The organism is Streptomyces odontomachicola (assembly GCF_039605595.1).
Taxonomy (GTDB): Bacteria; Actinomycetota; Actinomycetes; order Streptomycetales; family Streptomycetaceae; genus Streptomyces.
In genome coordinates, this window is sequence record NZ_JBCFOK010000003.1 from 552,351 (window position 1) to 574,956 (window position 22,606).

Genomic DNA, 22,606 nt, shown 5'->3' on the forward strand with positions numbered 1-22,606 from the left:
TCCCCGCGCCCGCGGAGATGGGCCCAGTGAACCGAGCCCGAGATGCCTCCGATTGGTCTGCTCCCGGCGCCCGCGGGGATGGGCCCGCGAGGGAGTGGGGATCCTCCTTGCCGTGCTGTCGGCTCTGGCTGAGCCTTCGGACAACAGTCGACGTTGCTGTTGGAGCTCACAGTTCGCCCAGCGAGTGCAGATGGGCGAACTCCTCGGCGAGGATTCCCATCATGACGAGGTCGTGGTGGCGGCCGGCTAGGAACACGTGGTCGCGGAGGCGGCCTTCCTCGGTGAAGCCGAGTCGGCGATGGAGCTCCAGTGACGCCTCGTTGTGGGCGAAGATCCGTGCCTCGCACTTGTGGTAGCGGCGCTCGGCGAACATGAAGCGCAACAACAGCGCCACGGCCCCTCCCGCGTAGCCCTTGCGGCGCTGCTCAGCATCGATCGTGACGCCGTACTCGAACCAGCATCTGCGGGTCGGCGTCATGTCTGTGCTGCCGTGGCAGACAAGGCGCCCCGCTCATTCCTGGTGGGCCGGTGCTGTCCGGCGGTTGGCGGCTTGCCGCAAGGGGCGGGGACACCCGTTGAGTTGAGGGGCCATCCCAAGGCGGTCCTAACGGTGCTGCTTACACACCTGCCGGACATCTTCCGCGCGTTCGCCGAGATGCTCACTGCTGCCGACTTTCAGTACTGGGTCCCGGCGGCAACGGCGGCCCAGTGCTGGCGTTCCCGGGGCCGTGCGGTCAGCCAGATGCTGTCATTGACTGGTTGATTGCCTTATGTGGCTCTGGCGGGTCATCATAGGGCCCAGGGTGTGAAACAGCGCACGTCTCCATCGCAGCATGAGCCGAGGAGTGTCTCGTGGACCCGCTGGCCGTAGCCATCCTTCTTGCCTCCATCTTGTTACCGGGTCTGGTCAGGTTATTAGTGAGGCGAGTGAGCCTGTCCGTACGGTGTGACGGCTGCGGGAAAGCGGAAGGGATTCGCTTCGTTCTCGGCTGGAAGCGCTCCGGCATGCGGACTTATCGGCAGCCGCGCCGCGTGGCTGCTGCACCGGACGCGACTGCCGAACACGATATCCCCGCATGCGCAGGGAGCAACGAGAAGCCGTAGCCGACTGTGGTCATCGGCTGTGGACCATCCCCGCGCAGGGGGAGCAGGGGCTTCCGGCAGGGCTTCTCCGCCTGCCAGGCAGCATGTGTTCCCCAGCGTAAGGGCTCACATCCTCAGGCGTCTCCGGGCCTCTCCTCAGCGACTGTAGCGGCGGCGTCTGCCGACGGTGCTCCAGCCCTGACGAGGCGGGCGGGCGGTGGCAGCAGGGCCGGTGGGCTGTTCCACGGGGCGGCGGATGAGGGTGACGCCTTCGTGGTCCACGGGTTGCCAGTGGTGGTCGTGGGTTTCGAAGGTGTAGCCCTGCTCCGTGTCGGTGCTGTACGTCAGAAGGGCGCGGCCTTCGCGCGCGTACTCGCGTACTTCCGCCCAGAGCGCGTCCCGGACGCGGGCCGATGGGGTGCCGACGAAGACGCCGGGGGAGACCTCAAGGAGCCAGCGGGTGAGGAAGCCTCGCAGCCCGGTGGGGCAGTTGGACAAGACGATCACGGTCACCAGATCAGTCCCTCGCCCAGGTTGTGACCGGACTGCAGCTCCTCGCCGCGGTCAGACTGGAGCGTCACCCGGTCGCGCAGCGGGTCATCGCACTCCTCGGTGCTGCTTGCCGCCATCCCGGGGACGAGCAGCGTCTTGATATCCCTGACGCAGCGCTCCAGCAGGCCCGCCGCATGTACGCGGTCCCGCAGCGCGCGGCGTACGCGGGCCCCGACGTCCTCCTCACTCTCGGCCGCCACTTCGAAGGCCACCGGGATGCCAATCTCCGTTTTGTAGAGGTCGGCGATGTCGAGAGCGAAGGACAGCTCGTGCCCGGAGTGGACGAAGCCCAGCCCCGGGATGCAGCCGAGGGCCGCCACCACACTCTGCGCGATGCCGTACATGCACTGCCCGGCGGCCGTGACCGCCTGGTTGGGGGCGTCGCCGGAGCCGAAGTCGCCCTGGACGTAGCGGCGTCCACGCCATCGGATACCGGTACGCGCTGCTTCGGCGCGGTAGCACGCCTTGACCCGGTCACCCTCCATGCCGAGGAGCTTCCGGCGGCTGCATCCTGCAGGATCCTGGTCGGGGAAACGCAGGGTGTACATGGCGCGGGCGATGTCCAGCCGTGTCCGCGGGTTCGCCCAAAGCCGGGCCTGGGCTTCGGCCAGGGCGGCAGAGCGGGAGAGCGCCCGGCCGCCGGCGTAGTAGCGCACGCCGTGCTCGCCGACCCACACGATGCCCACACCGCTCTCGCCCAGCAGCCGGATGGCCTGCTGGGAGATTTTCGTGCCCGGTCCGAGCAGCAGGGTGCCGATGGTCGCGGACGGGAGGTGGCGCACGCCGTCACCGTCGGCGGCCGTGATTGCGTTGTCAGCGCAGTGGATGACGGCGCGCTCCAGATAGACGAAGGACAACCGGTCGCCGATGCGGGTGAGTTCGCGCGGGGAGAGGGCGCCGCGCTTGCTGACGGTGGTCACTTCTCTAGCCTTCCGGCGCCAGGGTCAGCAGCCCGCAGCCGTAGGCCTTGCCACGGCCGATGCCCTGGGTGAGGGCGGTACGCAGGGCGTCAGGATCGGTGATCTCCAGCCGGCCACTGAAGACGACGGTGACCAGACTGACCGGGTCGGCGCCCCGGCCCTTCCTCTTTGGTTGTGTGTCCGGTGCGGGATCGTCGGAGCGCTTGCGGAAGGCAAGGTCGCGGCGGCTGTGGACAACCGTGGCGTACCGCTCCAGCGGGTCCGCGGCGTCGGGCACCACACCTGGCAGCAGCTCGAATCCATGCCTGGGCTGCTGCTTCAGAAGCCAGCCGAGCTGATGGCGCGGGGAGACGTGCGCGGTGCGCTTGGTCGGCTCTGAGGCATTGCGGCGGATGGAGTGCACCGGGTTGGCGGTGAGCCGGAACGCCCAGCGGTCGCCCTTGGCCAGGCGCTGCAGGAATGGCCGGTAGTGGCGGCTCTCCCACCCAGGGGTGTCGGGCCCGGCCAGTGCGGGCCAGCCGGCCTGCTCCACCAGGTGCGTGAGGTCGGGGCGGTCGGGGCTGACGACGTAGAGCTGCACGTCAGTCCGGGCGCTGTGGTCGAGTCGCCAGAGGATACGGGGCCGGGCGGCAGGGTCGGCAGGCAGGCCGGGGAAACCGGCGAGCACCGCCGCGTGCAGGCGCTGCGGCGAGGAGAGCAGGTAGCGAGCCCCGGTGCGCGCGATGTTGACGCGGAAGCGGGTGAGGTACATCAGTCGTCGTCCTTCAGCGGCTGCATCGGGTCGTGTGGTGGAACCGCCGTCGCGGGAGTGCGCTCCACACCTGGCCGGGGGACTGTGTCGCGCCGCACCGACCGGCGGGCGTAGCACCTGTGGCGCGGATCGAAACTGCGTGGCACGTCGGCGACGACGTCGCCGGGCGGATCACCGGGCGCGGCATCCAGCAGTACGGGAAGCTGCTCGGAGGCGGCACGGGCGGTCTGCCGCCGGTACCAGGGTGAGGCGAGCCACGGATGCTCCCGCAACGCCGTCTCCAGCCCCGTGTCATGGCGTACGCCCAGGTCGAGGGGGCGTGCGGGCGGGCAGGCACGGCGGCCGAGAAAGGGAAGGAAGTGCGGGGTGCGGACCGCGGCACGCAGCTCCTCGATCAGCGTGCGCTCGCCCTCGACGGCGGCCAGGAAGACTGCGTCAGCAAGATAGAAGCGCTCGGTGACCGGCATCGCCTTCTCGCTCACCTGGTGGTGCGCGGTGTGAAAGTCCCGTACGCGCGTGCCGGGTTGGTCGATGCGCACGCCGAAGCGCAGTGCGGCGAGATCGGACAGATCCGCCGTGCGCGGGCGGCCCTGGGCGGCAGCGAGCAGCCCGACCACCCCGCTCTTGGTCGGTGCGGACTCCGTTGAGCGCCGGGGGTAGCGGGACGCGGAACCCCAGGACTGCAGCGGTCCGGCCAGCTGGAGCAGCAGCACACTCACCGCGTGCCGCCCTGCCGTTCCGCAACTGCCCCGCCGACGGCGTCCACCAGCTCATCCAGCGTGACCGGGGTGCCGACCTCGGCGAGCTTGGCAGTGTTCCGCCCAGCCCGTACGACCCAAGTCGCCACCGCCTCTTCGCCGAAGGCCTCCTCCACGTCGGTGATCTGCTCCACCAGCCGCTCGCTGGCCTGCCGGACGTGGCCGCTGCCGGACTCGGCCATCGTCGGCTCCTCGAACGCCCCCACGAAACTGACCGGACGGCTTTCGCGCAGCTTGACCACGACGGCGTCCGGGGGAGTGTGATGGGCGAAAGTGTTGATCTTGCCGGTCGGCAGAGAGGAGACGAAGCTGCGGATAAACGCCTCTACCGCGCGGCGCACCGGGGTGGCCGGATCGGCACTCTCCTCCAGGCCCTGGCCGAGGTTGTCGGCGAGCCGGTTCACATCCAAAGCCGCGTAGCGGTACAGCGTCGCGGAGTTGAACTCCACGGTGCCGATCATCCCGGCTCCGGTCTCTTCCTCGGTGTTCTCGTCGTCCACCGCGGTGTAGTAGTCCGACTCGTTCTCCACCGCGTGAACGCTGAGCGCGTGCGCGACCTGGCAGGCGGCGTCCACGTTGATGTCGGCGCCGTCGGCGACCATCCGGCCGAAGAGGGCGATGTCCACGGAGTGCTGAGTATCAGCGATCTCCCGGACGCGCTCCTTGTTCTCCTTGGCCTTGAGGAAACCCGCAATGTCCGCACGGCCCTCGACTGCCAACTCCGCCAACCCGCGCCGCTGCTGGGCACTGAGGAACATCAAATACTTCGACTCCGGGGGCTGCGGCCCTGCTTCCTCAGCGCCGGCGGCCTCCTTGTCCTTCTTCGTCTTGCGTTCCGGGACGACGAGCTTGGAGCCGGTGCCGGCTTCCACCACGGCCCTGGCCAGCTCCCAGGACTCCTCGGCGGTCACCTCCGGCTCAAGCTCCCGGATCGTGTCGCCGATGAGCTCGGCGACCTTCTTGGTCCGCACCCCCAGCTCGGCGGGATCCAGCAGCTGCTTGAACCCGGTACGGGTGGCACGCTTCCACGCCTGACTGGAGACCCGGGAGCGGCGCACCCCGCCATAGACGGCGGTCTTGGGCGTGCCGGTGTCATCCCGGTTCAGGTTGCTCGGCGGCACCGTCTGGAGGACGTGGATGTCAACGATGGTACGGCTCACGGATCTTCCTCACTCTGAGCGCTGGTCGGTGGCAGACGAACCGTCGTCGGACGGATTCGCGTCGTCAAAGTCCTTGCGTGGAGGGCCTGAGTGGAACTCCCGCCCCCATTCCTGTCGCACCTCCAGGCGCCGGCGGGGATCGAGGGCCTGATCGAGCTGGTCGGCCAGCCGGGCGTAGTCCAGCGGCTTGCCTTCACGACGCAGCAGCAGGACCAGCTCGCGCAGCCGGTAGGCCAGTACGTGCGCCGAGGTGGCACCGGCGACGCGGACGAAGCGCCGGCGCAGCGCCTCATCGATCTCGCCCGGCGGCATCAGTGCGCGGACCGCGCGGCCGAGACGGCGGCCGGGAACGTGCATCCGGTCCTCGCGCTGGGACTGCTGGTGCAGCGCATACAAGGTGACTGCCAAGTGGACGGCAGTAGGACCGTGCTCGCTGCTCATCAAGCGGCCGTTGTCGTCGTAGAGCTCTTCGGTGTGGGTCAGGCCGAACAGCTCCGGAACCTCCTCTGGTGCCTTGCCCGCACCGCGTCGGAGCTGGGCGAGCCGGGCCACGGCCCACGCCTCGTCGTTCCGCTTCAGATAGCCGCGCTGGAGCGGCTCGAGGAACGCGTGCACCGTACGGCCCACGAGCTTCGGCTCGTACGCGTCCCGCCAGACGGGGGCGGGCGCCGGGCTGCTGGAGGTCATGGGGTGGGCTCCTCGGGTCGGTGCGGTGTCGGATCATCGCCGGCAGAACGGGGCGGGCCGCCGCCGGTCGGTGCCAGGACGCGCTTGCGCAGCTCGTTGCGGAATTCGCGCTCCACGTGCGCGGAGTTCAGCCAGTACGTGCCGCCCTTCGCCGTCGGCAGCACGCGACCCTCCCAGGCGGCCTCGCTGGAGGCGGCAACCAGCTCCCCGCCGAGCGTGCGCACCCGCTCGTGCGCGGTGCGGCGCCAGCTCTCCAGCCGCTCATCCGCGTCCACGCCGGAATTCAGTGTTGCCAGCCACTGGCGGAACGGGCCGTCCAGCTGGCCGAAACCCCTGTCGCGGGCCTCCATCCGGGGCGTCGCCCGCTCGGCACCAGCGGCCTCGGCAAGCCCCGCGGCGAGGTCACCCAGCAGCCAGACCGCGGTTTCCGCAAGCTGGACGGCCTGCACCGCGGCGTCCCGTAGAGCGGTATCACGCTGCGAGAGCAGCACCACGGCCAGACTCAGACTGTCGTCCACGACATCGGCGACCACCGACTGCTGGGTGCCGTACTCGCAGCCCAGAAGCCTTGCCCGGATCAGGCGGTCCTGGCCCAGCGCCTCGCTCTCCTCCGCCATACGCCCCAGCCACTCCAGCACCCGCGGCGTGATGCCGGGGGCCGCGTCCTTACTGGCCTTCTGCATCGCCGCGGGCGGATAGCCGGTGATCAGCGAGGCCAGGCCCCGCCACGTGGTACGCGACGGATCATGGGTGCGCGGGAGATAGACTGGGCTCCTGCCCAGCTTCTTCTCTTGCTGCTCGCTGCGCCGCCAGCCGGTCATCGGCTCGCGGCCGTGCATGTCGCGATAGGGCAGGGGATCCCCGTAGGCGAGCACGACGCCGTACGCCTCCACACCGTCGTGGTGCAGCCGCACCCGCCGGGCCTGCCAGGTATACAGGCCTCGCGGGCCGCACGGTCCATCCGCCGCCTCCGGCAGTGGAGCCGCCCCCGGGGGCCGGGCACGACGCCAGACGGGCAGGTCATCCTCATCGTGCCGGAGCAGGCCGTCATCCTCGCGGGGAATCAGGTTCAACAGCAGCGTCTCGCGCAGGTTGTCGCCCTCGGCGAGCACACCGCCGAGCATTCCCGCTGCACCCACGCCCTGCGGGTAGACCTTGCCTGCCTTGATCCGGTCATCGCCCACCGCGCCGGACTTGATTCCCGACACATCCCAGGCGTGCGCGTGCACCACCCAGCGGGCCGCCTCGGCGAAGGAAAGCCGCTGCGCACCGTGGGCCCGCATGGTGAGGAAGCGGTCGTTGTTGGGGACATCTGCGACGATCCGGTCCAGCGAGAAGACCTCGTCCTTGGCCGTCCGCAGATCCGCCACCTGGAAGAAGGGACGCTCGGGGTGCAGCAGGTCGAACTGCTCCCTGTGCCGCGAGAGATACGCCGCCACCTGCCCGGCCGGGAAGCCTTCCGGACCCGCCTGCCACAGCTCCTCCCAGGCCTCCCGGGTGTCCGGCCCGCCATCCAGCGCGTCGTACAACACCGCCAACAACAGCCGGACCAGGGCGAATTCCTGGGTGGGCAGGTCGCCGGGCACCCGTCGGATGTCATCCGCCTGCTCGAAGACCTCAGTCAGCGACAGATCCTTCTCCACGCCGTCGCGCAGCAGCACCGGCAGCCATGGCTGCGAGGTCAGATCGAAGCAGGGCACCGCGTCTGCGGAAGCTGCTTCATGGGCGTTACGGGGCACGGGTCACCTCAAGGCCGTCGTCGGGCGAGTAGTGCAATTCGAAGCCTGCCAGGGAGCACTGACAATCCTCGTCGAGCGCGAGAATCAACTGCCCTGCCAGCCAGTGGCATTCGCGCCCCTGCCATGCCTCGATGTACAGCTCCTCCAGCTCTGCCACCGCGCGGTCCGCGGCCATGAAGCAGAAGTGGTGCGGCAGCCGCAGGGCACTGGCCGCGACCGCTCTGGCGCGGTGCGGGCCCGGCGGGGCGTCGGTGGGCAGCTTCAACCCTCCACGCACCCGCCCTTGTTGGTCCGGAGGCAGGTGCGGGAGCGTGCGCAAAGAGCCCTCGGAGGTGCGCTGGACGACGAGCACCTCCACTGGGTCCTCGGCGTCGCGCACCTGCGCCCGCCCGGCGGGGGTGTCGTCGGCATCGCCGACGCCCGCGTCGATCCATCCCAGCAGGGACCGGCCGGGGGGCTTGGGCCCGGCAAGCCGGTAGGTCCTGGCCTTCTCCTTCTGCCTGCTCCGATACGCCTCGTCGGTCGTCTCCGCTGCCGCCAAGGCCTCCTGCCAGCCCTCAGGTCCCTGCGGAGCAGCCCCGTATGCGCCCTGCACCAGCGGGCTGATGTCCACAGGCAGCCTGACCGGCGCACCCTCGTTGGCCAGGTACGGCCGCAGCACCGCCGCGGCACGCAGCAGCGGCCATGCTCCGTACACCGTCGCGGAACCGCGGACCGGAACCGGCGGCGGCCCCGTAGGACCAGCCCACGCCGCGCCCCCGTCATCCGGCTCGACCCCGGTGACCAGGCACCGGGCGGTCCTCAGCCGCGGCGGGCGCTCCCGCTGATGGCGGTGGAGGCGGCCCATCCGCTGAAGGATGAGGTCCACCGGGGCAAGGTCGGTGACCAGCAGGTCGAAGTCCACATCCAGCGACTGCTCAGCGACCTGGCTGGCCACCACGATGTGCCCAGTCTCCGGCCGCCGCCCGGCACAGGTCTCCGGCGGGCCGAAGCGCTCCCGCAGATCGGTGTCCTTAGCCGCGCGGTCCAAGTCGATGAAGCGCGCATGCGCGACCGTCACCGCATCCGCCCCGAAGCGTTCGCGCAAAACGGCCGCGGTCTCCCGCACCCGGTCCACGGTGTTGCGAATGACCAGCGCGCATCCCCCATCGGCCAAATCCGTGGTGAGGCGCTCGGCGACTGCCTCCGGGGCGTCGGCCAGCGTCTCGAGGTAGACCTCTGTGGCGCGCCCGGAGGCAGCCGGCGCACGCTCGACCGCCCTGCTGCCCGGTGCTACTGCAGTGAGCAGCGGGTACTGATACGAAGTCCCCTCCGGCCGTAGCGCCTTCGGGTACGCCTGAGCGCCCGCATAGGTACGGGCCAGCTCCTGCCGCCGAGCCGCGGGCAGCGTCGCCGAGAGCACCACGACCGGCACCCGGTAGGCGCCGAGCCAGGCCAGCGCCGCGTCCAGATACGTGTCCATGTACGCGTCGTATGCGTGCGCCTCGTCGATCACGATCACCTTGCCGGCCAACGCCAGGTGACGCAGGGCGAGATGCCGTGTCTTCAACGCACCGAACAAGAGCTGATCGATCGTGCCCGCGACAAAGGAAGAGAGCATCCCCTTCTTCCGGCCGCGCAACCACTGGTGCGCCACTAACTCGGCGGCGTGTCTGACGTGCTCGCCCTCGCGGCACGAGACTCGCGTATCCGGATCGTCCGTCTCCACCCCCACCGAGCCGGAGGGGGTACCCATCAGCGCGGTGTAGTGCGGGTTGAGCGCGGACTTGGCGTGCGCGAGGAAGACCGAGTGCGCGCCCCGCTTCCCATCCTTGTCCGGCAACCGGCCCAGCCAGTTCCGCAGCCGGGGGAACATCGCGTCGCCGGTCGCCCGCGTCGGCAACGCGAAAAAGCAGCCGCCTGCACCGGAGCCCGCGGCGAATACCTCCGCCACGGCGAGTGCTGCCTCCGTCTTCCCCTCGCCCATCGGCGCTTCGATGATCAGCAGCCCTGGCGTGGGCAGTTCGCGGGCCAGCTGCACCGCCGCGGTCTGCACCGGGCGTACCCGGGCACCGGAGGGTAGGTCGAACCGGGTGCTGTAGTGGGCATCGGCGTCCTGTGGTGGATCCACCGCCGCCCACGGCGCCGGGAGATCGAGCCCGCGCCAGGCTGCCTCGAGCCGCTCGGAGGAGGCCTGCCCCTGTGCGTCGGGGTAGTAGGGGAAGAGATCGGGGTTGCTCGCGATCCAGTCCGCCACGATCACCGTTGCCGACAGCAGCACCTGAACAGGCTGGGGCAGTCGCACTTCTCCCCAGGCCGGCAGCCGCTCCACCACCCCACATGCCGCCGCGGCGGCATCCAGCAGCTCCGCCTGGACGTCCCGCCACACCGCCTCAGACGCCCCACGCGTACGCAGCAGTTCACTCCTGCCGCGAAGCAGTCTCACCTGTCCGGCGTCCGGCGGTACGCCGTGGTGCCCTCCTACGACCACGGTGAACTGTCCCCGCGCCCCCTTGGGCAGCTTCCAGCGCTCATCCAGCCACTCGTCCAGAAGTATCTGTCCAGCCAGCCCGTGTGGAGCCGCACTGCGCTCAGTGAGCAGCCGCCGGGTGGACATCACCAGTCCGTGGTCTTGCATGACCGCGGCGAGATCCTCAACCTGGCAGGCGAAAGCCGGAGTTGCCTTACCGATGTCGTGCACCGTCGCCAACCACGCTGTCAGCAACCGTGCGTCCGTCTCGCCGTCCGGCAGCGCCTCGGCCACCGCCCGCTGTACCTGCCGCGGTAACCAGCGGTCCCACAAGCGCTGAGCCACGGCACCGCTATCTGCCATGTGCCGCCACAGCGGCAACCACGCCCCGCTTTTGCCGCCTTCGCGCTGGTCGGACTTCGCCCACACCTTCCGGGCGGGCAGCGACAGCCCCTCGCCTAGGCATGCCGGATCCGGCCACCTGTCTTTCATGCCGATGATTAGATCCTGTGATGGCAGAGAGTTACGGCGCTATTGACTGTGTATGGCCAGAAAACTCTGTTACTCAGCGGTTTGTTGAGGTTACTATGCTTTTAAGTGGCTGGTTCTCGTCCCTAATGCTCGGCCGCCGCGCTCTGCCGGAGGGAGGCCTGTCGACCCTGTGCCGTAGTCCCTCTGAGCATGGGCCTGGGGCGTGAAGCTGGATCGTTGCCGACTGTGGGGCGTCTCGGAGCCGTTGAGTCCGCCGTCGAGGATGCAGTCGCAGGGCGGTTGGACGCCGGAGGCACCTGATGAAACGGTATTCGCCGCGATCGTCTATGTCTGGTCAGCGGATGAGTCTGGCGGCACCTGCCGCTCTGCTTCGGGAACTCGATGTCGACCGCTCACCGTCGGTTCCTGACCTGGTCCAGAGCCGGTTTCTGGATCAACTGTATGAGGTCGTGCTCCACCGGCTCGACGACACGCTGCTTCCCGTACACGCGGGGATGGGCCTCCCGCGACGGGCGCATCACGGGGTCGGCGCGCGCTGCTTCCCGCGCCCGCGAGGATGACCCCGGGATCTGCATCGCGTGATGCAGGGGTACGTACTGCTCCCCGTGCGCGCGGGGATGGACCTCGGCGCTGGGGTCTGATGTAGAACTCCCGCACCTGCTCTCTGCGCACGTGGGGATGGCCCCTCCCGGTTGCTGGGGCTGGGGGAGTGGGTCGGGTGCTGCTATGTCTCGTGCCTGTGGGGGTGGAGTCACTGGTGTGTGGAGTGACCGTTCTTCGCGTGTGAGGGGCATGTGTGGGTGTGCGTGGTATGGAGTGTTTGGTGTCTTGTGGGGCTGGATAGTAGGAGTGTCTGAAGCTTTGTTTGTTGCCCAAAACGGCTTTCCCGGCGGGTGAATGCCCAGGTCGGGAAGACTGTTCCCCGCGCCCGCGGGGATGGACCCGGCAAACCCGCTGGGCCGAACCCCAGCGACACGCTGTTCCCCGCGCCCGCGGGGATGGACCCGCGGCGCTCGACACCGCGCGCGAGTTCGTGGACTGTTCCCCGCGCCCGCGGGGATGGACCCGTCACGCTCACCAATACCAGTCAGCACCCCGGCTGTTCCCCGCGCCCGCGGGGATGGACCCTCATCGATGACGCGCGGGAGATGGGCGGATCGCTGTTCCCCGCGCCCGCGGGATGGACCCGGCGAGGACACCGTCGACACCGACTCCGAGGACTGTTCCCCGCGCCCGCGGGGATGGACCCCGGCACGATGACCGCCATCGAGGTCCAGTGCGGCTGTTCCCCGCGCCCGCGGGGATGGACCCAGCAGGACGTGCCCGGTGTCCAGCAGCCAGTGCTGTTCCCCGCGCCCGCGGGGATGGACCATGGGCGTGGTCGGCGCGCTGATCGCGATCCCCCTGTTCCCCGCGCCCGCGGGGATGGACCCAACGTTGCGGCCTCCAGCAGTTCGGCAGCCCGCTGCTCCCCGCGCACGTGGGGATGGACCCTGCTCGCGGTCGCCGTAACCGGAGTAGTCGTCCTGCTCCCCACGCACGTGGGGATGGACCCTCGCCGGCCTCGACGTACCGGCCCGAGGTGCGCTGTTCCTCGCGCGCGTGGGGATGGACCCTCCGCGAGGCCCTGCACACCATCGGCCACCCCCTGCTCCTCGCGTCCGTGGGGATGGACCCGTCACTTCGACTGAGGCGGGATGGCTCATGCCCTGCTCTCAGCGTGCGCGGGGACGGGCCCACCGCGCGTGGCGGTAGAGAACATCGCCAGCTGCTCCCCGCGCCCGCGGAGAAGGCCCCGTGCATCGGCGCCCACCGGCGTGCGTCGTGCCTGCTCCCCTCGTACGTGGGGATGGTCCCAGCGCCGGTCCGAGCCGCCCGCCGCTGCGCTGCTGCTCCCCACGCGCGCGGGGATGGACCCGACGAGGAGCGCCTTTCGTTTCTGGTTGAGGCCTGCTCCCCATGCACGTGGGCTTTTGGAGGCGTCGACGACACTCGTGGTCGAGACGGGGAGTGGCCGGCGTGGGTAGCTCTCTTCGGCTGTGTTGGATGGTGTCGTGTCTTGCCTGGTGGGTCCGGGGCTGTGGTTGAACGTCAGGGCTGTTGCGGCGGGTTGCTGCTTCTGGTGTGTGTGGGGTTGTGTCTGGGCTGAGTGTGCGTGTGGGATGCGACGGTGTTCTGTTTGGTTGGGTGGTGGGGTTGTCCGAATCTCTGATTGTTGCTCAGAGTGGGGTCTCCTGCCGGTGAAGGCCCTGGTCGGGAAGCTGCTCCCCGCGCGTGCGGGGATGGACCCGAGCAGGCCAGGGACAAGCAGCGGTCCGAGACCTGCTCCCCGCGCGTGCGGGGATGGACCCAGCGGTGCCGGCACTCGTAGGCGTCGGTGCACCTGCTCCCCGCGCGTGCGGGGATGGACCCGAATCGGCGGCATCACCCGGCCCGGCGAGGCGCTGCTCCCCGCACGCGCGGGGATGGACCCCTGCAAGCCCTCTGTGCCGAGCACCACGGCATCTGCTCCCCGCACGCGCGGGGATGGACCCGCGGCGGGAGGAAGCGGTGGTCGACCAGATCACTGCTCCCCGCACGCGCGGGGATGGACCCCGTCACACAGCAGGCACCGCTCCTGCGTCCAACTGCTCCCCGCACGCGCGGAGATGGACCCGCTCGGCCGCCTCCCGAGCGCTGCTCCCCGCACGCGCGGAGATGGACCCCACACATTGATCGGCTGCTTGAAGGGGCCAGCCTGCTCCCCGCACGCGCGGGCATGGCCCCCGGCCCTCGTTGTCCTGGAGAAGGTCGATCATCTGCTCCCTGCGCGCGCAGGGATGGACCCGTCATCGTCTGGCACTCCACAGAGGGGACTGGCTGCTCCCTGCCCACGTGGGGATGGACCCTCGGCGCGGGACGCGCTCGCTACGCAGGTGCACTGCTCCCCGCGCCCGCGGGGGTGGACCCTGCGGCCAGGCCATCCCACGGGACAAACCGTCCTGTTCCCCGCACGCGCGGGGATGGCCCCCTCGAACGCGCCGTACGGGCGCGCCTGCTGGCCTGCTCCCCGCGCCCGCGGGGGATGGACCCCGGGGGTCACTACCAAGTCCCTGATCCGCGACGGCGCGGCCTCGCCGGACGATGCCGCCGCGTGGATGCTCGACACCCGGTTGTGGCCGGGGTCGTTGGCCGAGTACGCCGAACAGTTGCTCGCGGCGGCCGAGGTTGTGCTCTCGGACCCGCGGCACTTCTTCCGCGCCTACTCGGCCAGCGGGTTCGGCCGCCTGCTCACCACACCCACCCCGAGGAGCGTTCCTGCCCCGTGACGGATACCGCCGCTCGCGTCCGCGAGCTGAACCTGTACCGCCGGTACTTCGATCTCGTCGCCGCGGGCGAGAAGACGATCGAGGTACGCGTGCGGTACCCGCGCCTTGATGACCTCGCCGCCGGTGACGTGATCCGCTTTCGGATCAAGGGCACTGACGAGACGTGCGACGTGCGCGTGACCTGCGTCGCCGCCTACGAGGACTTCGAGGCGCTGCTCGATGGCGAGGGCGCCGAGAACGTCAACCCGACCGCGAGCCGCGACTAGCAGCTCGCCAACATCCGCGAGATCTACCCGCCGGAGAAGGAAGCACTCGGCGCACTCGCGATCGGGGTCGAACTGCTCACCCGGTGACGGTCCGCCCGCCCAGGTACCGTGCGGACACAGCAGTGCCCCCGGCGAGACGACCCGCCAGGGGCATTGTCATGACCCGTTGGCCCTGGGCATTCCTGTTCGGCCTGCTCTGCCACTTTGTAGGCGCTCCCGTCCAGCATTGCCTGCTGCCCGCGCGTGCGGGGATGGACCCTAGTCGCCGCCGAGTGTCTTCTGGAGGACCTGCTGCTCCCCGCGCCCGCGGGGGTGGCCCCGAGCGGCACCCCTGGGGTCGCCGTCGTTGAGCTGCTTCCCGCACGCGCGGGGATGGACCCGAGCGGGCCGCCAAGCAGAACTTGAACGCCAGCTGCTCCCCGCACGCGCGGGGATGGACCCGCCGGCGGCGAGGGGGCCACGGTCCCGAAGAACTGCTCCCCGTACGCGCGGGGATGGCCCCCTGGCAACACGCCCCCGGTGCTTCTAGGCCTGCTCCCCGCACGTGTGGGGATGGGCCCGAGACCCGCCGGCCGCGCCGCCCGCCGAGGTCCTGCTCTCCGCTTGTGTGGGGATGGGTCCTCCCGGTTGGTGGGAGAGGGGGTCGGGTGTTGCTGTTTCTTGTGCCTGTGAGGGTGGGCTCTACTGCGTGGGCATGGTGGGGGCGTGTCGGTGTCTTGTGTGGCTGAGTAGCGGGAATGTCCGGGTCTTTGGTTGTTGCTCGGAATGGTGTTCCCGGCGGGTGAATGCCCTGGTCGGGAAGACTGCTCTCCGCACGCGCGGGGATGGACCCAGCGGCGGAGGTGGCGGAAATCAGACCGGCGGCTGCTCTCCGCACGCGCGGGGATGGACCCGCCCCGCAGCCGCGATGGCCGGTGCGCCGCGCCTGCTCTCCGCACGCGCGGGGATGGACCCCTCCGGCGCGGTGTCGGGGAGGGGCTGCGGGCCTGCTCTCCGCACGCGCGGGGATGGACCCTAGCCCTGGCCGGTGAGGAGTTGGTTCCACCACTGCTCCCCGCGTGTGCGGGGATGGACCTTACGAGGAGGCCGAGCGCCGCCTGGCCACCCTCTGCTCCCCGCGCGTGCGGGGATGGACCCCCTCCCTACCGGGACAAGGCCAAGGGCGCCGCCTGCTCCCCGCGCGCGTGGGGATGGTCCCTGGGCGAACACCGGGCCCTCGTCGACGGCCTGCTGCTTCCTGTGCGCGTGGGGATGGACCACGCCCCGTAGTATCCGCGGCCGCGCGGCTCGCTGCTCCCCGTACGCGCGGGGATGGACCCGCGCTCCACTGCGCGCTCGTCGTACCGGACGCCTGCTCCCCGCGCCCGTGGGGATGGACCCGAGGAGTTCGACTCGGACTTTCCTGTTGATCATTGCTCCCCATGCCCGTGGGGATGGACCCCATCCGACGCTGCCCTCGTTCAGTTCCGATTGTGCGGGCGGTGTTGTGTGTGGCTGGTGGTGGGAATGTTCGAATCTCTGATAGTTGCTCAGAGTGGAGTCTCCTGCCGGTAAAGTCCCAGGTCGGGAAGGCTGCTCCCCGCACGCGCGGGGATGGACCCGGTCTGCTCATCGAGTCGGACCCCGAGGCGGGCTGCTCCCCGCACGCGCGGGGATGGACCCCAGCAGAAGCTCGATAACGCATACTGGACCCGCTGCTCCCCGCACGCGCGGGGATGGACCCGGGCAGCGGAGAAGCCCCGGAAGCCGGAAGAGCTGCTCCCCGCACGCGCGGGGATGGACCCCCCAACACCCTGATCGAGTACGACCAGGTCATCTGCTCCCCGCACGCGCGGGGATGGACCTCACCGCTCCGGGGAGAGCAACAGGCCAACGGACTGCTCCCCGCACGCGCGGGGATGGACCCGACCTGGTCCCCGTCGACCAGGCCGCCGAGCCCTGCTCCCCGCACGCGCGGGGATGGACCCGCGCCCTGGACGACTGCACCTTCGGCGTGCGGCTGCTCCCCGCACGCGCGGGGATGGACCCGCGCCACCGCGCGTGCACGCGCACGCGAGGAACTGCTCCCCGCACGCGCGGGGATGGACCATTCCGGCGCTTTGCGCCGGAATTCCCGCCGGGCTGCTCCCCGCACGCGCGGGGATGGACCCGGTCCAGGGTCAGGTCCACCGAGGCGGGCTGGCTGCTCCCCGCACGCGCGGGGATGGACCCTGGGCACCGGACCACCTCCGCCCCTTAGGAGCCTGCTCCCCGCACGCGCGGGGATGGACCCCCGCGTGCACGTGGCACCTGCCGCTCTGCGCCCTGCTCCCCGCACGCGCGGGGATGGACCCGCGAGCTGCAGCCCGGCCTGGATCAGCTGACCCTGCTCCCCGCACGCGCGGGGATGGTCCCGAGCAGGGCGACGAAACCCCGATCTTCGGCAACTGCTCCTCGCATGCGCGGGGATGGTCTCGCCCGCGATGGCGGGCTCTACCGCGTCGGGCCCTGATCCCCGTACGCGCGGGGATGGCCCCTGGGCGGTCCCTGACCGGCTCGGCTGGGGCAACTGCTCCTCGCGTGCGCGGGGAGGGGCCTGGCAAGCGGTGCAGCGCCAGGGGTCTTCTCGAAGCTGGCCGCCGGACCGGGGCGGGGGCAGGGGGTCGGTGCGCATCGGCTTCGAGCGGTAGGGAGTGGCCGTGTCCAAGTCCAGCCCCCGATCCCCGCGCACCGGGAGCGTTGAGGCCGTCGGCGAGGACTCCGACTATCTCTATGACGCTCGAGCCCGTCCGTCTGGGGCCTTGGTGACCGTCGGCATGTGTGCCGGCTCGGCCGCTTCGTGGCTTTCTTCGGGGAAGGCGGAGATGTGGAGCGGAATCGTTCCGCTCGACCTCGCCGCCACCGTGGCTCTCTCACGTACGGGCTCAAGACCTTGTGACCTGATGGCGGTCGGGGCGTTAGTGCTGTGTGGCGCGGCGTGGGCCGGGCGTGCGGACGGTGGGAAGGTCGTCGCGGGTGTTGCCCTCGGACAGGGCGCCGGTGGGCAGGCGGCGGTAGGTGTGCAGCAGCTCGGCCACGGTCTCGGGCGTGGTGTCGGCGGCGGTGACGAGGGCGGCCAGGATCTGGGCGCGGGAGGTGTGTTCGCCGGCGGCGGTCGCCGCGCGTACGAGGATGTCCAGGCGCTCGTCGATCTCGTCGGGCCAGGAGACGAGGGTGTTGCGGCGCGGCTGCTGCCACAGCAATTCCATGGCCCCTCCTCGGGGACAAGGCACCTATGCTGAATATATATTGCGGGCCATGGTGAGCCTGCTGCAAGAGCGTCAGCCCCCGCCCTCTCCGCCCGGTGGTGCTCCGCCGCCGGACGAGGTACGGGTGGCGGGCCGCGCTCTGCGGCCCACGGCGGTCTTCGACACTTACTGGCGGTTCGCGGCCGAGCGGCAGGCGGTCTACGAGCGGCGCCTGGCCGGGGCGCCGCCGCCCTGGAGCGGTGATCCGATTCTTTCGCGGCACCGGTTCACCAACTGCTTCCGGGCCGCGGACCGGGTCAGCCAGATGTTGATCGGGGATGTGATCTACCGGGGGGAGCAGGAGTGGGAGGAGGTTTTCTTCCGCACCCTGCTCTTCAAGGTCTTCAACAAGTCGTCCACGTGGCGGCTGCTCACGGAAGACCTGGGGGAAGTGCGGTGGGACGCCTACGACTTCCGCGTCTACGACCGGGTGCTCTCACGGGCCTTCGCGCGGGGGGAGCGGCTGTATTCGGCGGCCTATATCGTCCCGCCGCCGCAGCTGGGGGAGGGGCGCAAGCACCTGAACCATCTGCGGCTGCTGGAGATGCTGATGACCACCGGCGCCCCGGAGCGGGTGCGCGAGGCACCGAGTCTGCAGGCCGCGTTCGAGGTGCTGCTGAGTTACCCGGCCCTGGGCCCGTTCCTTGCCTACCAGTACGTGATCGACCTCAACTACGCGGCGGCGATGCCGTTTTCCGAGATGGACTTCGTGGTGGCCGGGCCCGGGGCGCGGGACGGGATCCGCAAGTGCTTCGGGCCGGGGGCTGATGGGATCGAGGCCGAGGTCATCCGCTACATGGCCGACACCCAGGCCGAGCACTTCGCCCGCCTGGGGCTGGATTTCTCCGGACTGCGGGGCCGACCGCTGCAGCTGATCGACTGTCAGAACCTGTTCTGCGAGGTCGACAAGTACGCCCGCGTCGCCCACCCCGAGATCGCCGGGATCAGCGGCCGCAGCCGCATCAAGCAGGCCTACCGGCAGGACGCCGCGCCGGTGCCGGCGTGGTTCCCGCCCAAGTGGGGCCTCAACGCCGTCGCCCCCGGCACCGCGTAGGTCAGGCGACCAGCGGCGGGGTGTCGCTCAGCAGCGGGCGCAGGGCGGTGACCGGGCCGTCGAGCTGGGCGTGGCCGGCCACCACGGTCACCGTGCCGGGAGCGAGCTGGGACTGGGCGGCGATGTAGGCCAGCAGCCGCCCCAGCCCCAGGTAGTTGCCGTAGGCGCGCTCGAACATGTAGTGGCTGCGGTAGAGCGCGGTGGCGTGTATGCGGCCTTCCCGCGAGAGCTGGAAGGACAGGTGGCTCAGGCAGGGGAAGCCGCGGTAGAGGTTGTCCCGGTCGGGCGCGTGGACGGCGGCCTCGGCCGGCGCCGGCTCCTGGCTTCCGGGGCTGGTCAGGTCGGCCTCGTAGGCGGCCGTCATGGGCCCCCGGGAGGACGCCTGCCGGCGCAGGCGGTCGATGAGGTGGCCGAGCTGGTCGAACTCGGGCTTCTGGGCGCTGGGGTAGGAGATGAGCCGCCCGAAGTAGGTGCCGCGGGCGTTGCCCGGGTACTTCTTCAGCCGCGGGTACATCGCGCGGTAGCGGGTGACCAGGGCCGTGTGGTCGGCGCAGGTGGCGGCGAGTGCGGCGGGGAAGAGGGTGCCGGCGATGGTCTCGGTCGGCTCGTGGCCGCGGGCGGTGCGCAGCCGGTCCAGCTCGGCGCGGAAGCCGGGGTCGTCGCGGGCGGCGTCGGCGATGCGCACGACGGTGTGGAAGCCGGTGCGGTCCGCGGGGCGTGTGCGGTCGAGGGCGTTGCAGGCCGCGATCCAGGCGGCGGTGACGTCGCGGCCGGTGACGGTGAACGTGTGCATGCATCCTCCTGGCGCATCGGCCGCGGACCCTGCCCGCGGCGGGTTCAGTCGGGCCAGACCTCATCGATGCCGTGCCGGGGCGATTCCCGGACCACGGTGATCTCCACCGGAGCCGCCCGGTCCGGCATGGTCATCTCGAGCCGGACCGGGCCGGACAGCTCCTCGGTGACCGTCACCGCCGGGCCGGCAGGCAGTGCGCCCTCCCGCGCGGACAGCCCCGCGGGCAGCGCCGCGAACGAGGCCGCCGGAGCCTGCGCGAGGAGTACATCTCCCGCCTCCGCGTGCACCTGCTGCTGGTGGGAGGCGGCGGTCAGGACGTGCAGCTGCCGGTCGGACGGCAGTTTCCCGCCGCCGGAGAGCGACTTGCGCAGTGCGGCAGGCGCGATCTTCGCCCAGGATCCGGCCTGGCCGGGGGCGAGCATCCGCAGGTGATCCAGGTGACGGACCGTTCCTGCGTAGGACGTGCCCAGTTCCTGGGCCAGCCGGTAGACCTCCTCCGGGCTTGAGGGCGCTCCGCGGCAGATGCGCGCGAGCCCGGCCTGCACCGCCGGACGGGGCATCAGGAACCAGGCGGCGAAGGCCTCGGCCAGCTTCTCCTCCTCGGGCCACTGCGCGCCCGCCCGGCGCAGAGCCGGGTCGAGGTCCTCATCCGCCGCGGTGCGGTGGCCGAACAGGTGGTGGCCGAGTTCGTGGGCCGCGGTGTGCCGCTGTGTGATCACATTCAGGCTCGCGTTGAGCAGCACGGCCGGCCCGTTGTCCGGCGGTGCGTAGTAGACCCCGAACAGCCTCGGCATCGGCTGCGCCATGCCCACGATGCCCGCCGCGCCGAGAGCCCGGTGCACGGAGATGTAGCGGGTGCGGTCGATGCCCAGATCGCAGTGGGCCTGGATGGCGCGGATGCCGGCGATGCGGTGTGCCACCGTCCAGTTCACGGATGCCCGCCCCGATCCGGTGCGCCGCCCGCCTCGGCTGCCTCCCGTTCAGCGGCCCGCCGCTGGGAGAGGTAGGCGGCGAACTCCATGACCGTCTTCTGGTCGCCGTCGGTCAGCCCCGCCAGCGCCCGGAACTGGCCGCTCAGGACGTACTCGCCGGGGTCTGCCTCCTGCTCCTCGGCGAGGAAGTAGGCGACCGGCTGCCGGTAGAGCCGGGCCAGTTTCTTCAGCTCCAGGCTGTCGACCCGGCGCTCGCCGCGCTCGATGTCGCTGATGGCGGAGCGGGGGATGCCGGTGTTGTCGGAGACGAACTGCTGGGACATGTTGAGGTAGTCGCGGGTCTTCTTCAGCCGCTCACCGAGCCGCGCGAGCTCCGGGTCGCGGGAGTGGGCGTCAGGGGCGGGGGTCATGGCTGTTGCCTTTCGATGATGGCCTCGAGCACGGCCTGGGCGAAGGCGTGTACGGACCGGGTGGCCTGGGCCGACTGCCGGTCAGCCGGGATGGCGACCGCGTAGTGCTCCTCGATACGGGTGAGGATCTCCACGATGAGGAGGGAGTCCACCGGCAACTGCGCCCCGCCGGCCTCCAGTTCGGTGCGGATCTGCGAGGCGGTCTTGTCCTGCAGCTGTGCCAGGAACTCGACGATGACGGTGACGATGTCCTCGGTGCTCGGCGTGGCGGTGCTCAGCGTCCTCCTCCAATCGTCTCCCTATCCAACGGAGTTGTTCTACTGTAGGACAAGCTGTCGGACAATCCAACGTCGTTGTGTCAAGATCAGACAAGGAGTGCTGCTGTGGACTTCCTCCGCTACCAGCAGACCGCCATCAAGACACTGCAACCTCCCGCCGCCGGCACCGACCCCGTCCTCGTCCCCCTCCTCGGCCTGACCGGCGAAGTCGGCTCCCTGGCCACCGCCTACAAGAAGCGCCTGCGCGACGGCGCGGCCCACGAACAGAGCACCCACCAGCTCCGCGAAGAGCTCGGCGACGTCCTGTGGTACGTGGCCGCCTTATCCCACCGCTTCGGCCTCGACCTCGAAGACGTCGCCTCCGCCAGCCTGGAGAAGGTCAAGGACCGCTGGCGCCCCACCCCCGAGGCCGAACATCCCGCCTTCGACGGCCACTTCCCCCAGCACGAACAGCTTCCCCGCCAGGCCACCCTCACCTTCACGCCCGCCCAGCGCGAGGGGCGCAGCGTCATCGTGCTCACCCGGGAAGACGGCACCCCCGCCGGCGACCCACTCACCAGCGCATCCCGCGTCGAAGACGACTACCGCTTCCACGACGCCTTCCACCTCGCCCACGCCGCAGTCCTCGGATGGTCACCCGTCACCCGCTTCCTCCTCGGCCGCAAACGCAGGAGCGACCCCGCAGTCGATGAAGCCGAAGACGGCGGCCGCGCCATCGCCATCGAAGAAGGCGTCTCCGCCCTCGTCTTCTCCTACGCCGCCCGCCACCGCTACTTCGCCGACATCGCGCACATCGACAACGAACTGCTCACCACCATCGGCCACATGACTGCCCACCTGGAAGTGGGCGTCTGCCGGGCGGCCGACTGGGAACGCGCCATCCTCACCGGCTACACCGCCTGGCGTCAGCTGCGCACCCACGACGGCGGAACCGTCCACCTCGACCTCGACAGCCGCACTCTCACCGTCACCTCGTAAGCCTGTTCCCTGCGCGTGTGGGGATGGACCCGCGGGCACCGCGGCGAACGTGACCACCACGGTCTGCTCTCCGCTCCCGTGGGGATGGACCCGCGGACCGCATCGTCCTGGGGGAGACGGGGACTGCTCCCCGCAGGCGCGGGGATGGCCCCGGGCCCTTCCTCAAGGACTGCCACCTTGAAGCCTGCTTCCTGCGTGTGCGGGGCTGGACCCACCCCAACTGCCGCCACAGCGTGAGCGCGTACCTGCTCCCCGCGCGTGGGGATGGACCCACCCTCCGAGCCGCTCGTGCCGTCCCCGCCTGCTGCTCCTCGTGTGTGTAGGGATGGCCCCAACGCCCAGACCGTGCCCTACGGTGCGCTGGGGTCCATTCCCGCATGCACGGGGATGGACCCCAGTACCAACGGCGATCCCCGCGGCCGAGGAGCTGCTCCCCGCAGGCGCGGGGATGGACCCGTCGAGCCCGCGAACGCGATCGCGTAGGTTTTCTGCTCCTCTGCGGGTGCGGGGATGGACCCGGCGCGAAGGCGCCGAATCCCATCTGCTTGGCCTGTTCCCCGTACGCGCGGGGATGGTCGCACCGCGCGGCGACGCTTCCACCCGGAAGTTCCCTGCTTCCCGTACGCGTGGGGTTGGTCCCGGTTGCGAGGCAACCGCGTCGCCGGTACGTGCCTGTTCCTTGGGGGCCCGTGGCGGTGATGCCCTGTGTCTGGGCGTCGGCTTGCTTTTC

The 22,606-nt window shown here is 70.3% G+C and carries 17 protein-coding genes, 2 pseudogenes and 2 CRISPR repeat arrays (1 of these 21 running past the window's edge); of the genes and pseudogenes, 5 read left to right on the forward strand and 14 right to left on the reverse strand.

Features of this window, described 5'->3' with window-relative positions:
* Window positions 1–85: direct repeats of the CRISPR family, unit length 28 nt (it extends 309 nt beyond the left edge of the window).
* 81 nt (window positions 86–166) lie between these two features.
* The 9 genes from ABEE00_RS07660 to cas3 form a co-directional block, all read right to left on the reverse strand.
* Complete coding sequence (locus ABEE00_RS07660) at window positions 167–478, reverse strand: GNAT family N-acetyltransferase (RefSeq protein ID WP_345744500.1); 312 nt, start codon at window positions 476–478, stop codon at window positions 167–169.
* 761 nt (window positions 479–1,239) lie between these two features.
* Window positions 1,240–1,596, reverse strand: coding sequence for a type I-E CRISPR-associated endoribonuclease Cas2e (cas2e, locus tag ABEE00_RS07665; protein ID WP_345744501.1), 357 nt, complete (start codon window positions 1,594–1,596; stop codon window positions 1,240–1,242).
* On the reverse strand, window positions 1,593–2,555 hold the full coding sequence (cas1e, locus tag ABEE00_RS07670) for a type I-E CRISPR-associated endonuclease Cas1e (RefSeq protein ID WP_345744502.1): 963 nt from the start codon (window positions 2,553–2,555) through the stop codon (window positions 1,593–1,595). The genes cas2e and cas1e overlap by 4 nt, the downstream gene beginning before the upstream one ends.
* A gap of 4 nt (window positions 2,556–2,559) precedes the next feature.
* Window positions 2,560–3,306, reverse strand: coding sequence for a type I-E CRISPR-associated protein Cas6/Cse3/CasE (cas6e, locus tag ABEE00_RS07675; protein WP_345744503.1), 747 nt, complete (start codon window positions 3,304–3,306; stop codon window positions 2,560–2,562).
* Window positions 3,306–4,025: a type I-E CRISPR-associated protein Cas5/CasD gene (gene cas5e / locus ABEE00_RS07680; RefSeq protein ID WP_345744504.1), complete on the reverse strand. Its 720-nt coding sequence runs from the start codon at window positions 4,023–4,025 to the stop codon at window positions 3,306–3,308. The genes cas6e and cas5e overlap by 1 nt, the downstream gene beginning before the upstream one ends.
* On the reverse strand, window positions 4,022–5,224 hold the full coding sequence (gene cas7e, locus ABEE00_RS07685; protein ID WP_345744505.1) for a type I-E CRISPR-associated protein Cas7/Cse4/CasC: 1,203 nt from the start codon (window positions 5,222–5,224) through the stop codon (window positions 4,022–4,024). Before cas7e ends, cas5e begins: the two co-directional genes overlap by 4 nt.
* 9 nt (window positions 5,225–5,233) lie before the next feature.
* Window positions 5,234–5,911 carry a type I-E CRISPR-associated protein Cse2/CasB gene (gene casB / locus ABEE00_RS07690; protein ID WP_345744506.1) on the reverse strand — a complete coding sequence of 226 codons (678 nt, stop codon included), beginning with the start codon at window positions 5,909–5,911 and terminating at the stop codon, window positions 5,234–5,236.
* Entirely contained in the window at window positions 5,908–7,650 is a 1,743-nt protein-coding gene (gene casA, locus ABEE00_RS07695; RefSeq protein ID WP_345744507.1) for a type I-E CRISPR-associated protein Cse1/CasA, read from the reverse strand. Before casA ends, casB begins: the two co-directional genes overlap by 4 nt.
* Window positions 7,640–10,591, reverse strand: coding sequence for a CRISPR-associated helicase Cas3' (cas3, locus tag ABEE00_RS07700; protein WP_345744508.1), 2,952 nt, complete (start codon window positions 10,589–10,591; stop codon window positions 7,640–7,642). Before cas3 ends, casA begins: the two co-directional genes overlap by 11 nt.
* Window positions 10,592–10,793: 202 nt before the next feature.
* On the opposite strand from cas3, the pseudogene ABEE00_RS07705 reads away from it, so the two are divergent.
* The 3 genes and pseudogenes from ABEE00_RS07705 to ABEE00_RS07710 form a co-directional block, all read left to right on the forward strand.
* Window positions 10,794–11,061 (forward strand): annotated as a pseudogene (locus ABEE00_RS07705) (transposase); the annotation flags it as partial.
* 2,532 nt (window positions 11,062–13,593) lie between these two features.
* The gene (locus tag ABEE00_RS35795; RefSeq protein WP_451918512.1) at window positions 13,594–13,899 is read left to right on the forward strand and encodes a hypothetical protein; all 306 of its coding nucleotides are present in this window, start codon (window positions 13,594–13,596) and stop codon (window positions 13,897–13,899) included.
* Window positions 13,896–14,252: pseudogene (locus tag ABEE00_RS07710) on the forward strand (ASCH domain-containing protein). Before ABEE00_RS35795 ends, ABEE00_RS07710 begins: the two are co-directional and overlap by 4 nt.
* A 1,485-nt stretch (window positions 14,253–15,737) precedes the next feature.
* Window positions 15,738–16,741: a CRISPR direct-repeat array (repeat unit 28 nt; unit sequence CTGCTCCCCGCACGCGCGGGGATGGACC).
* Window positions 16,742–17,101: 360 nt separating this feature from the next.
* Here ABEE00_RS07710 and ABEE00_RS07715 read toward each other — a convergent pair.
* Window positions 17,102–17,392, reverse strand: a complete 291-nt coding sequence (locus ABEE00_RS07715) for a hypothetical protein (protein ID WP_345744509.1) — start codon at window positions 17,390–17,392, stop codon at window positions 17,102–17,104.
* Between the two features lie 49 nt (window positions 17,393–17,441).
* On the opposite strand from ABEE00_RS07715, the gene ABEE00_RS07720 reads away from it, so the two are divergent.
* Window positions 17,442–18,485: a nucleotide kinase domain-containing protein gene (locus ABEE00_RS07720; RefSeq protein WP_345744510.1), complete on the forward strand. Its 1,044-nt coding sequence runs from the start codon at window positions 17,442–17,444 to the stop codon at window positions 18,483–18,485.
* 1 nt (window position 18,486) lies between these two features.
* Here ABEE00_RS07720 and ABEE00_RS07725 read toward each other — a convergent pair whose 3' ends face one another.
* Genes ABEE00_RS07725 through ABEE00_RS07740 form a run of 4 tightly spaced genes read right to left on the reverse strand, consistent with a single transcriptional unit; the run spans window position 18,487 to window position 20,772 of the window.
* Window positions 18,487–19,278, reverse strand: a complete 792-nt coding sequence (locus tag ABEE00_RS07725) for a thymidylate synthase family protein (protein ID WP_345744511.1) — start codon at window positions 19,276–19,278, stop codon at window positions 18,487–18,489.
* A gap of 44 nt (window positions 19,279–19,322) precedes the next feature.
* Window positions 19,323–20,210 carry an ImmA/IrrE family metallo-endopeptidase gene (locus tag ABEE00_RS07730; RefSeq protein WP_345744512.1) on the reverse strand — a complete coding sequence of 296 codons (888 nt, stop codon included), beginning with the start codon at window positions 20,208–20,210 and terminating at the stop codon, window positions 19,323–19,325.
* A complete protein-coding gene (locus tag ABEE00_RS07735) occupies window positions 20,207–20,620 on the reverse strand; it encodes a helix-turn-helix domain-containing protein (protein ID WP_345744513.1) in 414 nt (137 codons plus the stop codon). The genes ABEE00_RS07730 and ABEE00_RS07735 overlap by 4 nt, the downstream gene beginning before the upstream one ends.
* Window positions 20,617–20,772 (reverse strand): phosphopantetheine-binding protein, encoded by a 156-nt coding sequence (locus ABEE00_RS07740; RefSeq protein WP_345744514.1) that lies wholly within the window; start codon window positions 20,770–20,772, stop codon window positions 20,617–20,619. Before ABEE00_RS07740 ends, ABEE00_RS07735 begins: the two co-directional genes overlap by 4 nt.
* A 231-nt stretch (window positions 20,773–21,003) precedes the next feature.
* On the opposite strand from ABEE00_RS07740, the gene ABEE00_RS07745 reads away from it, so the two are divergent.
* Window positions 21,004–21,876, forward strand: a complete 873-nt coding sequence (locus ABEE00_RS07745) for a nucleoside triphosphate pyrophosphohydrolase family protein (RefSeq protein ID WP_345744515.1) — start codon at window positions 21,004–21,006, stop codon at window positions 21,874–21,876.
* The last annotated feature ends 730 nt before the right edge of the window (window positions 21,877–22,606 follow it).